Origin of the sequence: Treponema sp. OMZ 855 (assembly GCF_024181145.1) — a bacterium.
Classification (GTDB): domain Bacteria; phylum Spirochaetota; class Spirochaetia; order Treponematales; family Treponemataceae; genus Treponema.
In genome coordinates, this window is record NZ_CP051194.1 from 1,690,561 (window position 1) to 1,709,533 (window position 18,973).

Consider the following 18,973-nt stretch of genomic DNA (forward strand, 5'->3'; position numbering starts at 1 on the left):
AATGTATGTTCGCATACATTGCTTGTTTTTCTTTTTGGTATTCATCATGCAGCAAAAAATCAAACGGTCTTTTATTTTCTTTTTTTTTATCCTTACAAATATGCTTACAGCGCAAATCCCCGTATTTGCAGAGGCAGACACCGATTCAAAAGATAAAGGATTGGCGGAATATTACGACACGCAACTTAATTTGCCGAAGAATCAGGTGGTAAAAGCGCGCGTCATTGAAATCGTATATGATGACCTTGCGGAAAGCAGGCCGGATGTTCCGATTGAATCCGACTTCCGGTATCAGCATTTAAAAATAGAAATTTTAACCGGCAAGCATAAGGGAGAAGTTTATACCGTCCGCAACACTATTGAATTGGCAATTCCGTACCGGCTTATCTTCCGTGTCCATGAAAAAATGATACTGCAGGTGGACGAAGATGAAGAAACCGGAAAGATAATAAACTTAAAAATCTACGAGCGTGCACGGGATACAAAAGTCTATGCGCTCATTGTAATCTTCGCAGCGGCGCTTATTGTCGTCGGCAAAAAAAACGGCCTCAAAGCGCTGATTACGCTCGGCATTACCGTAGGTCTTATTTTCGGTATTTTTCTCCCGTGCATTATACGGGGTTTTAACCCGATATTATTGGCGCTCGCCGTATGCAGTTCCGCAACGGTTATCACGCTGCTGATCATCAGTGGAAATAATAAAAAAACTTATACGGCTATCATCGGTACAATCGGGGGCGTTATCATTGCAGGAATATTCGCATTTATTGCCGGTAAGATACTCATGCTGACAGGGCTTGGAAACGAGGACGCGCAAATGCTTGCCTTTATACCGCAGCACCGTAGGATTGACTATCAAGGTTTGTTGTTTGCAGGTATTATGATTGGTGCACTCGGCGCGGTGATGGATGTGGCAATGTCCATCTCATCGGCAATGTGGGAGATTATTTCCGTAAGCCCCGATATATCAAAAAAGCAACTGATAAAATCCGGTATGAATATCGGCCGAGACATTATCGGCTCAATGTCGAACACACTGATTTTGGCGTATGTCAGTACCTCCATTCCGGTACTGCTGCTGTTTATTCTATTCTCCAACGGATTTACCGAAATTATCAATCTCGAACTTTTAGCCTCCGAGGTTCTGCGTGCAGTTGCAGGAAGCATCGGGCTTATCTGCACCATCCCGATTACGGTGCGCCTTGTCGGGAGATGGCATCACACATCGTGATGCGGTTACATCCCCGTATTTTCCACAAGACGCAAAAGAGCCGAGCCGAATTTTTCCGCTTTTATTTCGCCGATACCGAATACGTTCAGCAGTTCACGTACCGTGTGCGGCTTTTTGAGGATGAGGTCTTCGATTGTTCTATCTCCGAATATAACGTAAGGCGGAACGTTTTCTTCCTCGGCAGCGTGTCTGCGCCAGTCTTTTATCGATTCATACAACGCTGCGTCATCTTCATTCAACGTGCGCAAAAATTCACCTCGCTTATATTCACCTCGTTTATGTGCAGCATCATTCTTTTTAGAATCAATACCGGTCTTTTTAGATTCTGCTTGATTCACCCCGCTCTGCCCAACAAGCTCGATCGGGAGTTCGATTTTTGCGCGGGATGCAAGCGTCCGTTTACCGTTCTCGGTTATAATGAGCACATTGTAATCACCGGTTTTTTCGACAAGTCCCGCATAGATGAGCGCATCGGACAGCGCAAACCAATCCTCTTTTGAAAGCTCCCTCCCGATCCCCCATGTTGAAACTTTATCATGCCCGTTTTCAATAATCCGCTTTTGCTTTGAGCCGAGCAATACATCGACAATATACGAAAGCCCGAACCGCGATTGCGTACGGTATATGCAGCTCATAAACTTTTGAGCCGGGATTGTAACATCCGTCAGCGGAGACGGAGGCGCGGCACACACATCGCAGCATGGAAAAGGACATATTTGTCCGGCAACGCTTTCGTTTTCACCGCCGATGTCTTCCGGTTTTGCATCAGGGCTTTCGGCTTTCTCGTTAGCTGCCGCCGGAACAAACCGCTCTCCGAAATACGACAACAGAAAATGACGGCGGCATGTCCGAGCGGACGCAAACCTGAGCATTGCCTGCAAGAGCCGTTCGGAGTTGGTGCTGTCCGCGGCCTCTTCAAAAAACGAACGAATTTTATGTGCATCGCCTGCGCTGTATAAAAGTAGGGCGTGAGAGGCAAGTCCGTCGCGTCCTGCTCGTCCAATCTCCTGATAATACTCTTCGAGCGACTTGGGTAAATCATAATGGATAACAAAGCGGACGTTCGGTTTATCAATTCCCATACCGAATGCAACCGTCGCAACCATAATCCGCACTTTATCGCGGATAAATTGCTGTTGATGATTTCTCCGCTCTTCGTCGGAAAGACCTGCGTGATAATTGAGCGCCGAGTAGCCGACATCATTCAGCTGTTCGGTCAGCTTGTCAACTTGCTTGCGCGAAAAACAATAAATGATGCCGCTTTCACCGCTGTGTTGTTCAAGGCAGGCGATGACCTCGCGCAGCGCATTCCGCTTAGGACGTACCTCAAGAAAAATATTTGCGCGGTTAAAACCGGCGACAAAAACATCCGGCGTTTTCATACGGAGATTTACCGTAATATCTTCTTGCACCTGTGCCGTCGCAGTTGCCGTAAGCGCAAGAAAAACCGCATCCTTAAATTGCGCACGGATATTCGAAATTGCCAAGTAGTCGGGACGGAAGTCGTGCCCCCACTCGCTGATACAATGAGCTTCGTCAATGGTAATGCAGCTGACCGGCAGGCTTGCATCATGCAGTATAGACTGCGTGCGATCCGCCGCAAGCGCTTCCGGAGAAAGGTATACCAGTTTGACACTTCCGGACTTAATACGCTGCACTGCATCAAGATAGTCGCCCCATTCAAGCGAGCTATTCAAAAAAACGGCGCTCACACCGTTTTCGACAAGGGAAGCAACTTGATCTTGCATGAGTGAAATCAGCGGAGAAACAACAAGCGTAATACCGCCGAACAAAAGCGCAGGGATTTGATAGCACAACGATTTTCCGCCGCCGGTCGGCATAACGGCAAGCGTATCACGTCCGGACAAAACGGAGGCAATTACCTCTTGCTGCATCGGGCGGAACTCATTGTAACCGAATGTCGTTTTAAGCACAGTGTGCGCTCGCTTTAGCAGTTCATCGTGTTTTTCCATAAAGCAATTATATCTATTCCGTGCGGCTTGCAAAAGAGATTGACTTGACGCAAGGCAGGTATTTCTTTATCTTTATTGTAAATAAAGACTAACAGACACCTCTTATCGCTTCCAGGAATAAGAAACTACAGTCTTTATACGGAGGATACCTATGGAAATGAAACGCCATTTAGATTCAGTAAATGATGCAAAGATAAAAACGGTTCTTCAGCTGAAGAATGACTATAATGCAGGAAAAATCAGCTTGACAGATGCCAAACGGATATTAAAAGAAAAAGTCGGTTCCTTAAAACCGTACGAGATCGCCCTTGCAGAGCAGGAACTTAAAGAGTTTGATGAAAATGAATGTCAAAAAGAAGACATTCAAAAGATGCTTGAACTTTTTGAGGACATTATGGATACGAGCCGTCCCGACTTACCCGACGCTCATCCTATCATGTGCTATTACCGCGAAAATGATGCGCTCAAAAAAATCCTATTGGAAATCGAAGACCTTGTTCAATATCCGCTTATCAAAAATCAGTGGCTCGGCATATATGACCGGCTGGATCAGTTCAGAATACACCTATCACGCAAACAAAATCAGCTCTATTCCATTTTGGAAAAAAAAGGCTTTGACCGGCCTACGACAACAATGTGGACGTTGGACAATTTTATCCGTGATGAAATCCGTGATGCGCGAAAGCTGCTGGAAGATGATGCCGACGATCAATTTATTGCGGTGCAATCTTCGATTGTTGCCGATGTACGCGACTTACTGCAAAAAGAAGAAGCAATTTTGTATCCTACTTCGCTTGCGATGATCAATGAAAAAGAATTTGAAGAGATGAAGTCGGGAGACAAAGAAATCGGCTTTGCGTGGATAAACGACAGCGGAGCACATAGTTTAACAGCTAAAAACAATTCCGCACAAACGGCACACGATACGCAAACGCAGGGCGCTACCGGCACTGTTTCTTCTTTAACGGATGATTTAGCGGCAGTATTACGCAAGCACGGTTTAAATGTCGGCGGCGGAAACAGTTCCGTTTTTGATGTAACAACCGGTAAGTTGACACTCGAACAGATTAATTTGATTTACCGGCACCTACCCGTCGATCTTTCGTATGTAGACGAAAACGAAATCGTTTGCTTTTATTCCGATACGGAGCATCGTGTGTTTCCGCGCAGCAAAAACGTCATCGGGCGGAATGTTAAGAACTGTCACCCGCGGGCAAGTGTGCATATTGTCGAAGAGATTATCGAAAAGTTCCGCTCGGGCGAACAGGACTCTGCAGAATTTTGGATCAATAAACCCGGCATCTTTATCTACATTCTGTATACGGCAGTCCGTGACGAACACGGTAAATTCCGCGGCATCCTCGAAATGATGCAGGACTGCACGCATATCCGCAGCCTAACCGATTCGCAAACGCTGCTGACGTGGAAAAAAGGCGGCGAAATAAATGGCCAAACCGTTATCCAAGAAAACTCAAATGAATCTCATAACGGCAATACCGTCGATGCGAAAAGTACAGTCGGTACGCCACATGCGCAGACTTCCGAATCTCCGCAGCGGGATAAAAAACTTTCCGCAGCGGGTATTACCGCCGATACGCTTTTAAAAGATATCTTTGAAGATTATCCTGCGTTAAAAGATCAAATGGAAGAAATCAGCCCCAAGTTTAAAATGCTGAAAACGCCGCTCGCACGGATCATGCTGCCGAAGGCGACGATTAAAATTGCGAGTGAACGCACCGGCGTTGAACTGAATACTTTAATTGCGGAAATAAAAAAGCGGCTTGGAAAATAGAGCACGCAAAATATCTCTTGAGTAATTATGCTGCATAATTACTCAAGAGGAAATATGCATAGAATCTTTAAAAGCTACCCGAGTTTTTTCAAATGCTCTAAAGTTTCTCTTCTATATTTTAAACTTAGACACTTCCTGTGCTAAATTTTCAATACTTCGTTTGTTTTTATTGGTGATTTCTTTTACACCTTGAATTGCATTATTGATTTGCACTGCTGCAGCCGCCATTTCTTTCATACTCGCAGCGATTGTGTTGGTCAGCCCGTCGAGTTTTTTCATTTCGTGTGCAACCCCTTCTCCGCCTTTGAGCATATCGCCTGAACCGTCTTCTATTTCAACGGTTACCTCACTAATATTCTTAATAGCCTCCAATACTTCGCGGCTTCCGTTTTCCTGCTCTCTCATCGACTCGGTTAAACGGGTACTCATATTTTTTACCTGATCGGAAAGCGTAAAAATAGTAGCAAATTTTTCACCGGCAACTTTTGAAGAAGTAGAAAGCCCTTCGATTTCCGCACTCAAAGTTTTAAGCGTAGCGGTAATCGTCTTACCCTGCGCAGCGGAATCTTCTGCAAGTTTGCGGATTTCGTCCGCAACAACCGCAAACCCCTTTCCAGCCTCACCGGCATGAGCTGCTTCGATAGCGGCATTCATTGCAAGTAAGTTCGTTTGAGATGCGATGTGTTGAATGACACTTGAAGCTTCCATCAAGCTGCCAGACTCCTCCGCAATTTTCTGAGTAACGCTGCCGGTATTCACGATAATCTCTCGTCCGTCCGCAGTCGCTTCTGCGAGTGTTTTAATAACCCCGTCCGTCTTTTCAAGCGTATCGGTAATCGATGCGATATTGGCAACCATCTCTTCTATAGCGGAAGAAGAAACGGACACACTTGCCGACTGGCTTTCTATGCGGGTATTTAATTGACGTATCGTTTTGATAATTTCTTCAACCGTTGCAGCCGTTTCTCCGACACTTGCAGTCTGCGTCAATGCTTGCTGTTTTACACCGTCGATATTTTCATTTATCTTATGGACAGCTTGAGCTGTCTCGGTCATATTCTGAGCCAGTTCATCACCAATCGATCGCATTATTCCGGCATTGCTATCGATGGATTGTATGGAAGAACGAATCTTTTTAATCGTCTCATTAAAATATTCCGATAGCCGCGTTACCTCATCATTACCGATAAGAGGAAGCTGCACGGTCAAATCACCCTCCCCTTGCGAAATATCTTTCAGTGCATTAACCGCTGTCTGAACGGGAGCGACCATCTTTGCCGCAATAAAAAATATAATTGTCAGTGTTACCACAAGAATAATAATACCGATGATAATGATCATTTTACGAAAATCCGTAATTGCGCCAAGAAACTCTTCCGCCGGAGCAGCAATAATAATTGTCCATTCCGTATCCGGCATTTTCGTATAAGCTGCAATATGCTTTTTACCGTTGTAAGTATAATAACCGATACCGTCGGAAGAATCCGAAACCGCTTGCCGCTGAAACTCTGCGATGGATGCGAAGGAGCGGTCAGTCTTTGCCAGTTCCATTGTATTTTGTTGCGCTTCAACAATTGATGTATCCTTATGGGCAATAGTTGTTCCGTCCATTCCTAAAATATGGCAATTTCCCGTTTTACCGATTTTGATTTCCGATATGGTATCACAAATAACAGTTCCTCCCAGTCCTGCACCCAAAACAGCGATAACATTATCCTCGCTATCTAACATCGGAACAGCCAAAATAACTTCCAGTTTTTTAGTAAGTGTTGAAATATGAGGCTCGCTGATAAAAGGAACTCCGCTCACCGCGCTCTTATACCAATCCGTGTCCCCGACAAAGCCAACCGTACCGTCGGCATAATAGCTGTTTCCCTTGGTATCGCATATATTAAAAAAACTGAGAGTGTCGGCATATCCGATATCGTCACGTACAATTCGCGTTTTTTCCGTAAAAGACACTGAAGGATCCTTTATTGCCGGATTACGCATAAAACCGCTTAAGAAACTGAAGTCCCCTTTAATATCGCTCGTAATAAACAAGGCTATATCGTTTACTTTGTCGATAAGATGCGCATTGACCCGCGCAGTAAGGGCTTGTTGCGCAGTATACCGCGCCAACGAACCTTGTATAACACCGGCTACCGTAATCAACGTTCCGAAAATGATAAGCAGCTTCTTACGAATAGAAAAACTTTTCTTTTCCCGCATAAAGAGAAATACCTCCGCATACCGAGTACCTCTCTAACAACTTTGCTCGCTTTAGAGGCTACTTCGTCTACAATAATATGTTCACTATATCTGAGTTTAGCAGGGATGACAATACATATTCGATATCAGGATAAACGCATCATGCCGTTTTTTAGTAACCCCGCAGAAGCAATGGGGTTGTTCAACCAGAGTTGAACCTCTTCGCGGTTCAAATGGTCTCACAACCCCATTGCTTCTGCGCTTTTTATCTACTCTACCTGATGCGTTTATCCTTCTTAAAAAAAATAGCACAAAATTTTATGCAAAATTTTGTGCAAACGGAAGGTGACCGCATCAGATAGTTTTAAGCGTTTACCTTATATTCGACAGATAAAAGATGATTGGATTTATTGCCGTATCGGAGTATAATCAACTTATTCGACACAAGGAACATTTATGGAAAACTTTAACGCACTGTACTACCAGAAACCGTATATCAGAGAATTCGATGCAACGGTAACCGCTTGTTCAAAAACCGAGAGAGGGTATGAGATAGAACTGTCGGATACGGCATTTTATCCCGAAGGGGGCGGACAGCCCGGCGACAGGGGCAGCCTTGTTGCGGAAGGACAGCCTGAGCGTACTATCCGAATATCTGATACGCAATTTGCAGGTGAACGTATCGTTCATATTGCCGATGGAGAACTTGATGCCGGAACAAAGATTCACGGCGTATTGGACTGGGTAAACCGTTGCGACAATATGCAAGGACATTCGGGCGAGCATATCCTTACCGGCATCCTCGCACAAACCTACGGGTACGAAAATGTCGGTTTCCACATGGGAGAAAGTTTTATCACCATCGACTTTAGCGGTCCGTTGACTGACGAGCAGGTACTCGATGCAGAACAGCGTGCCAATGAAATTGTCCGTGCAAATCTTCCAATACAAGAAAGCTTTCCAAACGATGAAGAACGTAAGACAATGCAATACCGCAGCAAGAAAGAACTGTCGGGTACCGTACGCATTATCACCATTCCGGGACTTGATGCCTGCGCCTGCTGCGGCACACATGTTACTGCAACCGGCGAGATCGGTTTGATTAAGATTCTCAACTTTACGAACCGAAAAAAGGGCGTCCGTTTGGAAGTGCTCTGCGGCAGAAAGGCAGTTCTTGCATACGAACAAGAGATGGCACAAGTACGGGCTATCTCCCGCTGCTTATCGGCAAAGCCATCCGAAGTGAAGGATGCGGTGGAAAAATTAAATGCCGAAAAAGCAAAGCTCCAGCAGCAGCTGCACGAGATGACTGAAAAATATCTAAAACAGAAAGCGGAGTCGGCGGCAGATACTGAGGGTGCACCTCTTTATTTTGAAGATAATCTCAGTATCGAATATCTACGCTCGTTCTGCAATCTGCTTTTAGCAACAGGAAAAATGCACACCTGTGCAGCATTATCAGCGGTTTCAGTTGACTCGGAAGAAGTGCAACCGACAGCATACAATTACGTCATCGTGAGTAATGCAATCGATTTAAAACTGCACATAAAAACATTAAACCAACAGCTCAACGGCCGCGGCGGTGGAAGCAGTCCGGCCATTCAAGGAACCTATTTTGCGGGGAAAGATCTTATTAAGGAAACACTTACCGACTTGTTGAGCAGGGCACGAGGATAGTATCCTGTATAACTAGATGAATCAGCCATAGGGGAGGAGCACTCTGAAAAAGAGATTAACACTATCATCATGGAAAGGCAGATTAACTGTCATTGCCGATAAGAATGAAGATGAAGAAATCATGGGAGAAAATAAGAGATGACAAAAATCTATAAACCCTTGTTTGCCGTACTCGTGATTTATATATTGTGCTTTATATTCCGATTTATAGAGTATTTTATTATTCGTACGGATCAAACATTTTGGGGAGAGGCATTTTTACACAAACTTTTAGGGATAGTTGTTTTATTCATAGCAGCTAAATTATATAACTTTAAAGTGCAAGATATCGGATTTAATAAAAATAGAGCTGTAAAATATACATTGATGGGATTGCTGTTTGGAATTTGTATATATGTATTAGCTTATAGTATAGAGATTGTTATAGCTGTTTCAAATAAAAATTTTCAATCATTACAATTATATGTCAGTTCTTATTCTGTAGATAAAAATATAGGAAATCAAACTTCACTACTCTTTTTTGTAATTTGTATTATCGGGAATATCATTAATGTGATTATGGAAGAAGGGATATTCAGAGGCCTGTTTACAAAAATGCTTGAGAAAAATCATACATTTTTTGTATCTGTGCTTATTACTTCTGTTTTGTTTGGATTATGGCATTTTATCGGACCTGTAAGAAACTATTTTGACGGCAGCAGCAGTATTGAAGGTATGTATGTAAATATTATTCTGTTGGTTACTGCTTCCGGATTTATCGGATTTAAATTTGCTTTATTAACAAAATTGACCGGCTCTATTTATATGGCAATGGGTGATCACTTTGTAAATAATACAATCATTAATATTTTTCATATTGTTTCTTCTACGGGGTGTGATGAATTGATATTTTTAAGAATTGCAATTGCCCAATCCGTGTCGTTTATAATTGTTCTATTTGTCTATCTGCATAAAAAAGATTGTAGGTAGTAAAGTCTCCACACGAATGAAGGAGCGCTGCATGTATACAAACGATGAAACATGGCAAAAACTTCAAGCGTTTTTACCCGAACGCAACAGGATAAGCATTTCATGCGCTCCTTCCGAAATGTTCAGCACATTCGACAGAACGAACATCCATCTCGACGTATACAACGAACATAGCAACAACGGTGTTACGCTCGTGCTGTTCCACGGTGTCGGCGGGAACGGCCGGCTCCTGTCGTTTATTGCAGCTCCTCTGGCAAAGCGCGGCTATAAGGTTGTCTGTCCGGATTTGCCGGGGTACAGCTATACCGAATACGAGGGCATACCGTCTTATAAAACATGGATCGACACCGGTGTGCACATTGTACGACAGGAATTACAGCGCTCCAAAAAGATTTTTGTACTGGGTTTGAGTGCAGGAGGCATGCTCGCATACAACGTTGCCTGCTTGGCTCATGGTGTTTCCGGCGTCATCGTTACCACCCTGTTAGATAATCGCTTAAAGCCGGTGCGTAACTATTCGGCAAAAAACAAATTGCAGGCGCGTATCGCTTTGCTGCTTTTACGTTTTATACCGAAGCAGATAAGGCACTTAAAAATTCCGGTAAAGGCGATAACGAATATGAAAGCAATCGTCAACAACGACCGGGTACTTTCTTTGTTGCTGCAGGATAAAAGGGGAGCAGGATCTTCCGTGCATCTTGGTTTGTTATGTTCGATGATGGAAAGCATTCCTGCCGTAGAGCCTGAAGCATTTGAAATTCCGCTTTTGCTTTGTCATCCTGAAAAAGATCGCTGGACACCCGAATGGATAAGCCGCCTTTTTTTTGATCGCGTACGGAGTCCAAAACAACTATGCACGCTTAAAAACGCGGGGCATTTTCCGATTGAACAGCCGGGTATTGCACAGCTTGAAGAAGCAATTATTTCCTTTATAAACAAAACGCTACAAGAAAGGTAAAACTATGAACATACAAGATTTTTTGAACGCAGTATTAAAACAGGATGCCGAGCGCTTACGCACTTACTTTTCCGATTCGGCATATATCAACTGGCATTGTACTAATGAGCATTTCACGGTTAAGCTTTTTTGCGATAGGTTACTGCGTATTGTACAAACTATCGCAAGATGCACCGAAGTGTTGATTACGCATTTGCTATCCTTTTTACAAAAGGCAGTGTTTCAAATGTTTTATTTTCCAGCATACTGATTAAACGGCATGCGGTACCGGTTGGGCGGTTTGTTCCTTTTTCCCATGCTTCTACCGTCTTGAGTGAAACACCCATGTAATTTGCAAACAAAACCTGTGTCATCCCAACGGAATTTCTTATGTGTTTTATTTCAATATTATTATATTTTTTTATAGGTTGAATTTCATATACGGTTTTACGACCTTTTAATTCCCCCCGTTCAATAGCCACTGCTTCATTTAAGCCAGTCATTAGACTATCAAAAAATTCACTCATGTTCTTTCCTCCAATTCCTTGCAGCTTCTATTTTTAAAATACCGATAACTTTTTTAACTGCATTTTTTTCCGCATCGGTTAGGTTTGATTGTTCTTCTTTTGAAAATACTTAAATCAGATATGTTTTTGCAAAAGTTGCAAAATCAACATAGCAAACTCTGGAACTTCCGCTTTTACCTCTGCCCTGAAAAGCAAAACGGATTTTTTCAAACCGCCTGTTCCAACCATTATATCGCCTGCCTCCGGATTTTTAAGAAGGAATTGCTGTAATTCAGCTAAATCATCATCAGTAAATCCTAGTGCAAACCATTTTTTCGTAAACGATGGAGTTTCTATAAATTCCCTTTTCATCTTACACTTTACAATATACCCTATAAAATAGGGTGTTGTCAACCATTCGGGAACCTCTAAAACCCGCAAGTCTATCTCGTCTTATTCTGTAGGGAAATGCATTAAGTTGTCCGTTTGCCAAACCGGAATCGTTTTTAGAGATGTCCTATCATCCATTATTGACTCTTTACTCTCTTTTTCATACCATCATTATCTCGTTCTAATAGATTCTAACAGAGCATATTCTGTTACACTGGCTATCTCCGGTAGTGTTGCACAAAGATTGATCCTCAACACACACAAAGCACACTGTAGCGGGAACACATGAGGTATGCACCATAATGCTTATTTTGATACGGCATGCACACGTGCTTTTTAATTGGGAAAAGAAATATACGGCCGAGGGCTTTGCTCAGGCACAGGCTGAGTATGATGAAGCACCGATAGAACGGATCAACGATTCACAGCTTCGGTCTATCAGAGATGAATTGCCGGAGCATTTTGAACTTTATACGAGTACCTTAAAAAGAAGTATTGACACGGCAGCACTGCTCTTTCCTGATAAAACACCGATGCGGTTGCCGGAGCTTTCGGAAATACCGATTTATCCGTATCGAGATTCTGATAAGCCGCTTTCGCTCTGGCGATGGCTATTCTGGGGACGGGTGCAGTGGTTTCGCAACAATCCGCGGCAGGAAAGAACAAAGCGGATGGTCGAACATGAAGTCGAAGCATTGATGTCTTTAATGGAAAACAAAAATGCGGTGATTGTAGGTCACGGATTTCAGATGCGGACAATGCTGAGCATATTAGCACGGCGCTATCCCGTTCAAAAACCGATGCACATAAAAAATTTAGACATAGTGAAATGTTTTGTTTATGAGAAGCAATGACGGAGTTCCGCCTCAGTGGAGATTTGAGAAACGAAAGAGAAGAAAAAATTGTAAGCAAATTGAATATTCGGACTGAAAGATAGCGAAAAGAATGTTTTTAAGTATAATTAAGATAAATCATTTTAGTAATGGAGGTCATTATGTACGAAACTTTTTTTGAGCAAATAAAAACAGTGCCGCGGGAATATCTTGCAGATATAGAAAATTATGTCCAGTATATTTTATATCGATACAAACAAAATGTCGAAAAACATTCGCAACAAGATTTATCAAAATATTTTGGCAGTATAAAAATACAGCATGATGCTCTTAGAATGCAAAAGGAAATGCGAGATGAGTGGAATTGACTACATGGCTGATACAAATGCCCTGATTTATCTTCTTTCCGGCGATTCCTGTATGAAACCCTATTTGGCAAGTTATATAGGTGTTTCCGTCTAAGGATGCCGAAGTTAACCGATGAGTTTACCTTGCGGCAAACATCACAGATTGTATGTGCACTTTTCGTGCATCAATGCATCATTTTTCGAGAATTGATATTCTCTCAACTGCTGTATTTCAAAGGAATGTTTTATGTGGAACTCATTTATTACTATTGAAGATGATCGTTTTGGTCTAAAGACCATAGCACATTGTGTTATCGGCATTATTCTGTTTATTATTGCAAATATTGCTGCAGCAATATTATCAAACGTTTTGTCGAATATTATTACTGTTCATAGTATTATTATCATCATAAACTGTTGTTTTAATATTCTATTTTTTCTCTTGTTGATATCGCTCTATATCCGGAAAGGGTTAAAAAAACGATTGGATTTTTTCCGGATAAATAATGTAAAACCGTCAAAATTATTTATTCTTATTTCAATTATTTTACCCGGTTGTGTTATAGGATTTTATTATTTTTTTCTAAGCGGTACATTATCGGTTAATAACATAAAGATATATGAAAAGATATGCTTTGCTGTCAGTATAGGATTATCTGCAGGAGTTTGCGAAGAAATACTTTTCCGCGGATATATAATGAAGTTGGTAGAAATACGATGGAATAAAAAAGTTTCCGCATTTGTACCGTCTGCATTATTTGCCCTTCTTCATATATCAGGCAGCATGAGCATAATCGATATCCTGCAATTGTTACTTGCCGGTATAACAGTCGGTGTAATGTTCTCATCCGTTACATATGCAAAAGATACGGTAAACAACTCAATAGTAATACATGGAGTATGGAATTTTTTCATTCTCGGTATTATCGGTATTTCAGTAAAACCGAATACTACTCCCTTAGTATCCTACGTCATTCGCAGCGAAAATATGTGGATAACAGGCGGTACATTTGGCATAGAAAGCGGATTACCTGCAATCATTGGATATTGCATTGTTATTTTATTCGCTGTATTGAGCAAGCATAAAATTGAGGAATAGATTAATATGGAGCATTTTATGAACACACATCAAAATTATCAGGACGCAAATGCGGCGGTGATCGACCGTTGGATTACAGAAGGCTGGGAATGGGGTAAGCCCGTTGATCACGAAACGTATATCAATGCACAAAACGGACAATGGTCTGTAGTATTGACGCCGACAAAAGCGGTACCGCGTAAATGGTTCGGTGATTTAAAAGGAAAAAAGCTGTTAGGACTTGCGTCGGGAGGCGGGCAGCAAATGCCGATTTTTACCGCAGCCGGAGCGGAATGCACGATACTTGACTACTCTGAAAAACAGCTTGAATCTGAGCGAATTGTTGCCGAGCGTGAAGGCTATCGAATTAACATTATACGTGCAGATATGTCAAAACCGCTGCCCTTTGCCGATGCATCCTTCGATATTATTTTCCATCCGGTAAGCAACTGCTATATCGAAAAAGTTGAACCGGTGTTTGCCGAATGTTTCCGGATACTCAAAAAAGGCGGTGTGTTACTGTGCGGACTTGATACCGGTATCAATTATATTGTCGATCAAAAAGAAGAGAAAATTATCAACGCACTTCCGTTTAATCCGCTCGTTTACGAAGCGCACCGCAAACAGCTTGAAGAAGCGGACTGTGGATGGCAATTTTCTCATACAGTAAGCGAACAAATCGGCGGACAACTGCGCGCAGGTTTCACGCTCACCGATATATACGAAGACACGAACGGAGAAGGACGCTTGCACGAATTGCATATCCCATCGTTTATTGCAACACGTGCGGTGAAATAAGAAGGATCCGTTGTGTCGTTTATAAAAAAATATTATTGAGGTGATCATGGTATTAAGAAAATATGAAGCGCAAGATTCAAAAATCATTTGCAGCTGGATTCAGGATGCAAAGCAGCTTTATCAATGGTCTGCCGACAGAATAGGGCGGTTTCCACTGAATGGCAATGAGTTAAATGAATACTATGGTTCGATGAACGGTACACAGCCTATCATTCCTCTTTGTGCCATTGACGGATGCAGCGTAATCGGTCATTTGTTTATCCGATATCCAAATAAAGACGATAAAACGCTCGTGCGATTCGGGTTTATTATACTTTCGCCTGAAAGCAGGGGAAAGGGAAGCGGAAAGAAAATGGTAGAGCTTGCAATAGAATATGCAAAGACCGTTTTGTATGCTTCAAAAATAACATTGGGAGTGTTTACGAATAATGAGCGTGCACGGCATTGTTATGAAGCCACCGGTTTTCAACCAACAGAAAAAGTTATAACCTATATGATGCCGGATTGCGCATGGGAATGTATTGAAATGGAATTGAATATCTAACTTTGAGGCTGGTTATGAACATACAAGATTTTTTGAACGCAGTATTAAAACAAGATACCGAACAATTACGTACTTACTTTTCCGATTCCGCATATATCAACTGGCATTGTACCAATGAGCATTTCACGGTTGAAGAATACATACAAGCAAATTGCGAGTATCCGGGAACATGGGATGGAACAATCGAAAGGATAGAACAAACCGATGATTTAATTATCACCGCTGTCAACGTATACAGTGTCGATAGAACAAGTTCTTTTCATGTGGTATCGTTTATAAAATTAAAAGATGATAAAATAATTGCGATGGATGAATATTGGGAAGACGATGGAGTCCCACCGCAGTGGAGATTGGAGAAACGGCTCGGGAGAAAAATCATAACTAAAGGATAATTATGGCATCGAGTAAAACATATTTAGACTTCATTTTGGAGCAGTTATCTGAATTGCAAGACATACGCTATCGCGCAATGATGGGAGAATTTATCATTTACTATCGAGATAAAATTGTGGGCGGTATCTACGATGACCGCTTACTGGTAAAAGCGGTTCCGTCGGCAATTGCGTATATGCCGAACGCTTCCTACGAATTGCCGTATCAAGGCGCAAAAGAAATGCTTTTAGTAGACGAAGTCGATGACAAAGCATTTATAACGGGCTTGTTTAATGCAATGTATGATGAATTACCGGCGCCGAAAATGAAACAAAAAAATAGCACAACGGGGCGGCAACATTGCAGGATGTACACGAAAAGAAATCGAAACAGAAACCGGTAAGCCGGTCATCAGCCCGAAAAACGCAATTGATTTTTCAAAATTGATAGACGATGTGGCAAAAGCCGTATCGGAGAAGGGCGAGAAATAATTTATAATACGATAATTACTCATTGAATGAAGGAATACAGCATACATGATAACACTACAAGATATTTCTTTTTCATATCCGGATTCTGCGGAGACATTATTCGACGGATTCTCCGCAGCGCTTGGAGGAACATCCCATTGGACATGTATTACCGGTGCAAATGGCTGCGGAAAAACGACATTACTCAAATTAATCGCAGGGATGCTTCCGCCGCTTTCAGGGATAATTAAATGCGAATCGGCAGTATACTGTGCGCAAAACAGTACGGAACTGCCCGATACTGCGTATACATTGTTCTGGGATGCGGATAACGAAGTGCGTCGCTTTTTCTCGCTGCTTAATATTACGGCAAAACAGCTTGAACGCTGGGAAACGCTTTCGGGCGGAGAAAAGAAGCGGCTGCAAATTGCCTGTGCTTTAGCGGAGCGTCCTTCGGTTCTGCTGCTTGACGAACCGACCAATCACTTGGATGCCGTTTCAAAAGAGCTCATTATAAATGCCTTAAAACTGTTTACCGGCACAGGGCTCATTGTCAGTCATGACCGCGCCTTTGCCGATTCATTATGTACCGCTACCTTCTACTTATATCGGGAATCGGCAGCGTTCGCAGACGGAGCCGATTCAATCAGAGGTAAGCTCTATGCTGCGAATGTAAGTACAGCGCTTGAACTTTGGGACACAGAGCGAGCTTCCTGCCTTTCGGAGTGGCATAAAGCGGATGCAGGGGTTTCAAAAGCAAAAGCACTTTCCGATATGTGGCAGCGCGAGGCAGAACATTCTAAGAACCGCCTGAGGAATGTGTACGGCGGCAAAGACCACGATGCAGCACAAAAAATCCGCCTTGCCATTGTTACCGGTAAAGACCGTACGCCGGGCACCGTAAAAAAATGTTTTGACAGCCGCCGTGAACAAGCCGAAAAACGCCGCGATACTCAAGCAAAACCGCTGAACCGTAAGGAAGGGTTTTCACCGGCGCAAGCAGACACGTCAGTGTTCATTCCAAAGGTACTCATACACCTGCCGCCTCAAATCATCAGTGCAGGAGAAGATGGCAGTTATACCTTGCAGATTCCCGAATTGACGGTGCAAAAGCAGTCCCGCATTGCGCTGACGGGAGCCAACGGAACAGGAAAGACATTGCTTGCACATACAATATTAAACCGGATACGGGAAGCTGATCTGCAAAAGAAAAGCGATGGAGAAAGTCTTTCATCTTATCTGCCGCAGGAAATTCCGAAAGCAGAAGAACAAGCAGTGTTAGCACACTTCTTCTCGCTCGATAAAGAACTGCGAAGTGAAATTCTTTCTACGGTGTACCGCATGGGATCGAATCCCAAAGCGCTGCTTACCTTTACTGACAGCAAACGGGTCAGTCCCGGCGAACTTCGCAAGCTCATGATTGCACTTGCAATGTCAAACCAACTCAAAGTTCTTATTTTGGACGAACCGACCAATCACTTGGATATTCTTTCTGTTAGACTTCTCGAAACTGCCCTTGCAAAAATATCATGCGCACTCATTATCATCAGCCATGACAGTGTTTTCCTGCAAAATTGCAACTGCACGGAATTATGGCGGATTATCAAAACCGGCAGTTGCGGAATGTTGGAACGGATAGATAATCCCTATCCTTGCAGCTGTAACGCAGGCTCTTGCTTGGTAAATCCGTGAATGGTTTTAAGCGCAGCAAGCGGTCCGATAAGCGAAATAGCTAATAAGGTTGAAAGGGCGCACAACAGTATCCACAAAACCGGCGGCGTAAGAAAGGGCATTTTAAGACCGGCGATAATTGCCTGATTAAACAAGAGGACAATTAAGCAGGATAGTACCGTCCCAATTCCCGCACCTGATGCACTGATGATAAACGCTTCGGCAGAAGCAAGCTGCGCAAGTTTTTTCTTTGTACCGCCGATAATCCGCAGCATTCCGAATTCTTCTTTCCGCTCATGGAATATCGAAGAAAACGACACCGCAAGTACAATGAACGACAAGAGCCAGAGCAGAGCAAGCAGCACATAAATATACACATTGAGGTTTACGATACTTGCGGAAATATTGGTCATCATCAGCTTGGAAATAAGAGGATAAATCTGTTCGCCTTCAAACTCAGTGAGGATGCGCTGAGCGACTGTTTTGACATCGGCATTCGGTTTGATCCGCACCATAACGCTGGAGATAAGATCCTCGTCGTGCGCAACAGGATGTTCCATAATCCGCTCATATTCTTTTGCAAGCCGCTTTGCATTTTCAATCGTCATAAACACGGAATTGTCGAAGCCCATACCGGTTTTCGCGAGCCGCCCCGTAATCACAAAAGGCTGATTAAAAAACTTAACCTCGGAATGCGTATCCCCGACAATGTTACTGCCCACGACAATCTGGTTATCGGTAAGCGGTAACCGAATTTGTCTTTCGAGCCACGGCTTGATATTAAAATCGGAATCAAAGTCGATGCCGATTACCTGCAACGGAAACGAACAGCATCCGGCGGAAAGAGTTGCGATAAAAAGCTGCGGAGAAGCGAGATCAACACCTTCAATCTTTTTAAGGCGGTCTACAACCTCGGACTTAAAGTAAAAGCTGTTCGGTTCACCCCGCAGCAGTGCGCTTTCGATTTTTGAATCATACCCCTGCGGCACGACAATGATGTCTGCACCCAGCCGGTTCGACAGCGACTGCATTCCGCCGTTCAGACTCTTGACTAAAAAGCTGCCTGCAAAAAGACTGAACGCCAACACCGCAGTCAGCACAATCAAACTCACCGTCCTAAACGGCTTGCGTTTAAGGTTCTGTTTCGCAAGTTCGATAACCGTTAATTTTTTGACCGGTTCGGAAACTGCCATCG

18 protein-coding genes are annotated in these 18,973 nt (G+C 43.0%); 13 read left to right on the forward strand and 5 right to left on the reverse strand.

Going from position 1 to position 18,973, the window contains the following annotated elements:
- The first annotated feature begins 100 nt into the window (after positions 1–100).
- Positions 101–1,231, forward strand: coding sequence for a YibE/F family protein (locus E4N65_RS07605; protein WP_371921830.1), 1,131 nt, complete (start codon positions 101–103; stop codon positions 1,229–1,231).
- A gap of 5 nt (positions 1,232–1,236) precedes the next feature.
- On the opposite strand, the gene E4N65_RS07610 is transcribed toward E4N65_RS07605, so the two are convergent.
- Positions 1,237–3,204, reverse strand: coding sequence for a RecQ family ATP-dependent DNA helicase (locus E4N65_RS07610; protein WP_253672596.1), 1,968 nt, complete (start codon positions 3,202–3,204; stop codon positions 1,237–1,239).
- Positions 3,205–3,355: 151 nt separating this feature from the next.
- Between E4N65_RS07610 and E4N65_RS07615 the strand changes: the two genes are divergently transcribed.
- Positions 3,356–4,996 carry a PAS domain-containing protein gene (locus tag E4N65_RS07615; protein WP_253672598.1) on the forward strand — a complete coding sequence of 547 codons (1,641 nt, stop codon included), beginning with the start codon at positions 3,356–3,358 and terminating at the stop codon, positions 4,994–4,996.
- Between the two features lie 111 nt (positions 4,997–5,107).
- On the opposite strand, the gene E4N65_RS07620 is transcribed toward E4N65_RS07615, so the two are convergent.
- Complete coding sequence (locus tag E4N65_RS07620; protein ID WP_044015797.1) at positions 5,108–7,207, reverse strand: methyl-accepting chemotaxis protein; 2,100 nt, start codon at positions 7,205–7,207, stop codon at positions 5,108–5,110.
- A gap of 435 nt (positions 7,208–7,642) precedes the next feature.
- On the opposite strand from E4N65_RS07620, the gene E4N65_RS07625 reads away from it, so the two are divergent.
- The 3 genes from E4N65_RS07625 (at position 7,643) to E4N65_RS07635 (ending at position 10,790) form a co-directional block, all read left to right on the forward strand.
- Positions 7,643–8,863, forward strand: a complete 1,221-nt coding sequence (locus E4N65_RS07625; RefSeq protein WP_253672600.1) for an alanyl-tRNA editing protein — start codon at positions 7,643–7,645, stop codon at positions 8,861–8,863.
- A 138-nt stretch (positions 8,864–9,001) separates the two neighbouring features.
- The gene (locus E4N65_RS07630; RefSeq protein ID WP_044015794.1) at positions 9,002–9,832 is read left to right on the forward strand and encodes a CPBP family intramembrane glutamic endopeptidase; all 831 of its coding nucleotides are present in this window, start codon (positions 9,002–9,004) and stop codon (positions 9,830–9,832) included.
- Between the two features lie 31 nt (positions 9,833–9,863).
- Positions 9,864–10,790 (forward strand): alpha/beta hydrolase, encoded by a 927-nt coding sequence (locus E4N65_RS07635; RefSeq protein ID WP_044015792.1) that lies wholly within the window; start codon positions 9,864–9,866, stop codon positions 10,788–10,790.
- A 185-nt stretch (positions 10,791–10,975) separates the two neighbouring features.
- On the opposite strand, the gene E4N65_RS07640 is transcribed toward E4N65_RS07635, so the two are convergent.
- Positions 10,976–11,296: a helix-turn-helix domain-containing protein gene (locus E4N65_RS07640; RefSeq protein ID WP_044015790.1), complete on the reverse strand. Its 321-nt coding sequence runs from the start codon at positions 11,294–11,296 to the stop codon at positions 10,976–10,978.
- A gap of 114 nt (positions 11,297–11,410) precedes the next feature.
- A complete protein-coding gene (locus E4N65_RS07645) occupies positions 11,411–11,647 on the reverse strand; it encodes a hypothetical protein (protein ID WP_235619679.1) in 237 nt (78 codons plus the stop codon).
- 320 nt (positions 11,648–11,967) lie between these two features.
- On the opposite strand from E4N65_RS07645, the gene E4N65_RS07650 reads away from it, so the two are divergent.
- From E4N65_RS07650 to E4N65_RS07685, 8 genes are all read left to right on the forward strand, one after another.
- Entirely contained in the window at positions 11,968–12,519 is a 552-nt protein-coding gene (locus E4N65_RS07650) for a histidine phosphatase family protein (protein ID WP_044015788.1), read from the forward strand.
- Positions 12,520–12,659: 140 nt separating this feature from the next.
- Positions 12,660–12,866 carry a hypothetical protein gene (locus E4N65_RS07655; RefSeq protein WP_235619678.1) on the forward strand — a complete coding sequence of 69 codons (207 nt, stop codon included), beginning with the start codon at positions 12,660–12,662 and terminating at the stop codon, positions 12,864–12,866.
- A 226-nt stretch (positions 12,867–13,092) separates the two neighbouring features.
- A complete protein-coding gene (locus tag E4N65_RS07660; RefSeq protein WP_052185534.1) occupies positions 13,093–13,944 on the forward strand; it encodes a CPBP family intramembrane glutamic endopeptidase in 852 nt (283 codons plus the stop codon).
- A gap of 18 nt (positions 13,945–13,962) precedes the next feature.
- Positions 13,963–14,721, forward strand: a complete 759-nt coding sequence (locus tag E4N65_RS07665) for a class I SAM-dependent methyltransferase (protein ID WP_044017269.1) — start codon at positions 13,963–13,965, stop codon at positions 14,719–14,721.
- A gap of 46 nt (positions 14,722–14,767) precedes the next feature.
- Positions 14,768–15,265, forward strand: a complete 498-nt coding sequence (locus tag E4N65_RS07670) for a GNAT family N-acetyltransferase (protein ID WP_044015786.1) — start codon at positions 14,768–14,770, stop codon at positions 15,263–15,265.
- Positions 15,266–15,279: 14 nt separating this feature from the next.
- A complete protein-coding gene (locus tag E4N65_RS07675) occupies positions 15,280–15,657 on the forward strand; it encodes a nuclear transport factor 2-like protein (RefSeq protein WP_253672602.1) in 378 nt (125 codons plus the stop codon).
- A 2-nt stretch (positions 15,658–15,659) separates the two neighbouring features.
- Positions 15,660–16,040 (forward strand): TfoX/Sxy family protein, encoded by a 381-nt coding sequence (locus E4N65_RS07680; protein WP_253672604.1) that lies wholly within the window; start codon positions 15,660–15,662, stop codon positions 16,038–16,040.
- Positions 16,041–16,173: 133 nt separating this feature from the next.
- Complete coding sequence (locus E4N65_RS07685) at positions 16,174–17,799, forward strand: ATP-binding cassette domain-containing protein (RefSeq protein WP_253672606.1); 1,626 nt, start codon at positions 16,174–16,176, stop codon at positions 17,797–17,799.
- Here E4N65_RS07685 and E4N65_RS07690 read toward each other — a convergent pair.
- Entirely contained in the window at positions 17,754–18,971 is a 1,218-nt protein-coding gene (locus tag E4N65_RS07690; RefSeq protein ID WP_253672608.1) for an ABC transporter permease, read from the reverse strand. The two genes, E4N65_RS07685 and E4N65_RS07690, sit on opposite strands and share 46 nt — an antisense overlap.
- Positions 18,972–18,973: the final 2 nt, after the last annotated feature.

What these genes read in the sequence shown, in the direction of transcription:
- E4N65_RS07660 (WP_052185534.1), top strand. Translation starts at nt 13,093, where the DNA reads ATGTGGAACTCATTTATTACTATTGAAGATGATCGTTTTGGTCTAAAG.
- E4N65_RS07610 (WP_253672596.1), bottom strand. Translation starts at nt 3,204, where the DNA reads ATGGAAAAACACGATGAACTGCTAAAGCGAGCGCACACTGTGCTTAAA.
- E4N65_RS07620 (WP_044015797.1), bottom strand. Translation starts at nt 7,207, where the DNA reads ATGCGGGAAAAGAAAAGTTTTTCTATTCGTAAGAAGCTGCTTATCATT.
- E4N65_RS07670 (WP_044015786.1), top strand. Translation starts at nt 14,768, where the DNA reads ATGGTATTAAGAAAATATGAAGCGCAAGATTCAAAAATCATTTGCAGC.
- E4N65_RS07665 (WP_044017269.1), top strand. Translation starts at nt 13,963, where the DNA reads ATGAACACACATCAAAATTATCAGGACGCAAATGCGGCGGTGATCGAC.
- E4N65_RS07625 (WP_253672600.1), top strand. Translation starts at nt 7,643, where the DNA reads ATGGAAAACTTTAACGCACTGTACTACCAGAAACCGTATATCAGAGAA.
- E4N65_RS07605 (WP_371921830.1), top strand. Translation starts at nt 101, where the DNA reads ATGCTTACAGCGCAAATCCCCGTATTTGCAGAGGCAGACACCGATTCA.
- E4N65_RS07645 (WP_235619679.1), bottom strand. Translation starts at nt 11,647, where the DNA reads ATGAAAAGGGAATTTATAGAAACTCCATCGTTTACGAAAAAATGGTTT.
- E4N65_RS07640 (WP_044015790.1), bottom strand. Translation starts at nt 11,296, where the DNA reads ATGAGTGAATTTTTTGATAGTCTAATGACTGGCTTAAATGAAGCAGTG.
- E4N65_RS07635 (WP_044015792.1), top strand. Translation starts at nt 9,864, where the DNA reads ATGTATACAAACGATGAAACATGGCAAAAACTTCAAGCGTTTTTACCC.
- E4N65_RS07655 (WP_235619678.1), top strand. Translation starts at nt 12,660, where the DNA reads ATGTACGAAACTTTTTTTGAGCAAATAAAAACAGTGCCGCGGGAATAT.
- E4N65_RS07680 (WP_253672604.1), top strand. Translation starts at nt 15,660, where the DNA reads ATGGCATCGAGTAAAACATATTTAGACTTCATTTTGGAGCAGTTATCT.
- E4N65_RS07630 (WP_044015794.1), top strand. Translation starts at nt 9,002, where the DNA reads ATGACAAAAATCTATAAACCCTTGTTTGCCGTACTCGTGATTTATATA.
- E4N65_RS07690 (WP_253672608.1), bottom strand. Translation starts at nt 18,971, where the DNA reads ATGGCAGTTTCCGAACCGGTCAAAAAATTAACGGTTATCGAACTTGCG.
- E4N65_RS07650 (WP_044015788.1), top strand. Translation starts at nt 11,968, where the DNA reads ATGCTTATTTTGATACGGCATGCACACGTGCTTTTTAATTGGGAAAAG.
- E4N65_RS07685 (WP_253672606.1), top strand. Translation starts at nt 16,174, where the DNA reads ATGATAACACTACAAGATATTTCTTTTTCATATCCGGATTCTGCGGAG.
- E4N65_RS07615 (WP_253672598.1), top strand. Translation starts at nt 3,356, where the DNA reads ATGGAAATGAAACGCCATTTAGATTCAGTAAATGATGCAAAGATAAAA.
- E4N65_RS07675 (WP_253672602.1), top strand. Translation starts at nt 15,280, where the DNA reads ATGAACATACAAGATTTTTTGAACGCAGTATTAAAACAAGATACCGAA.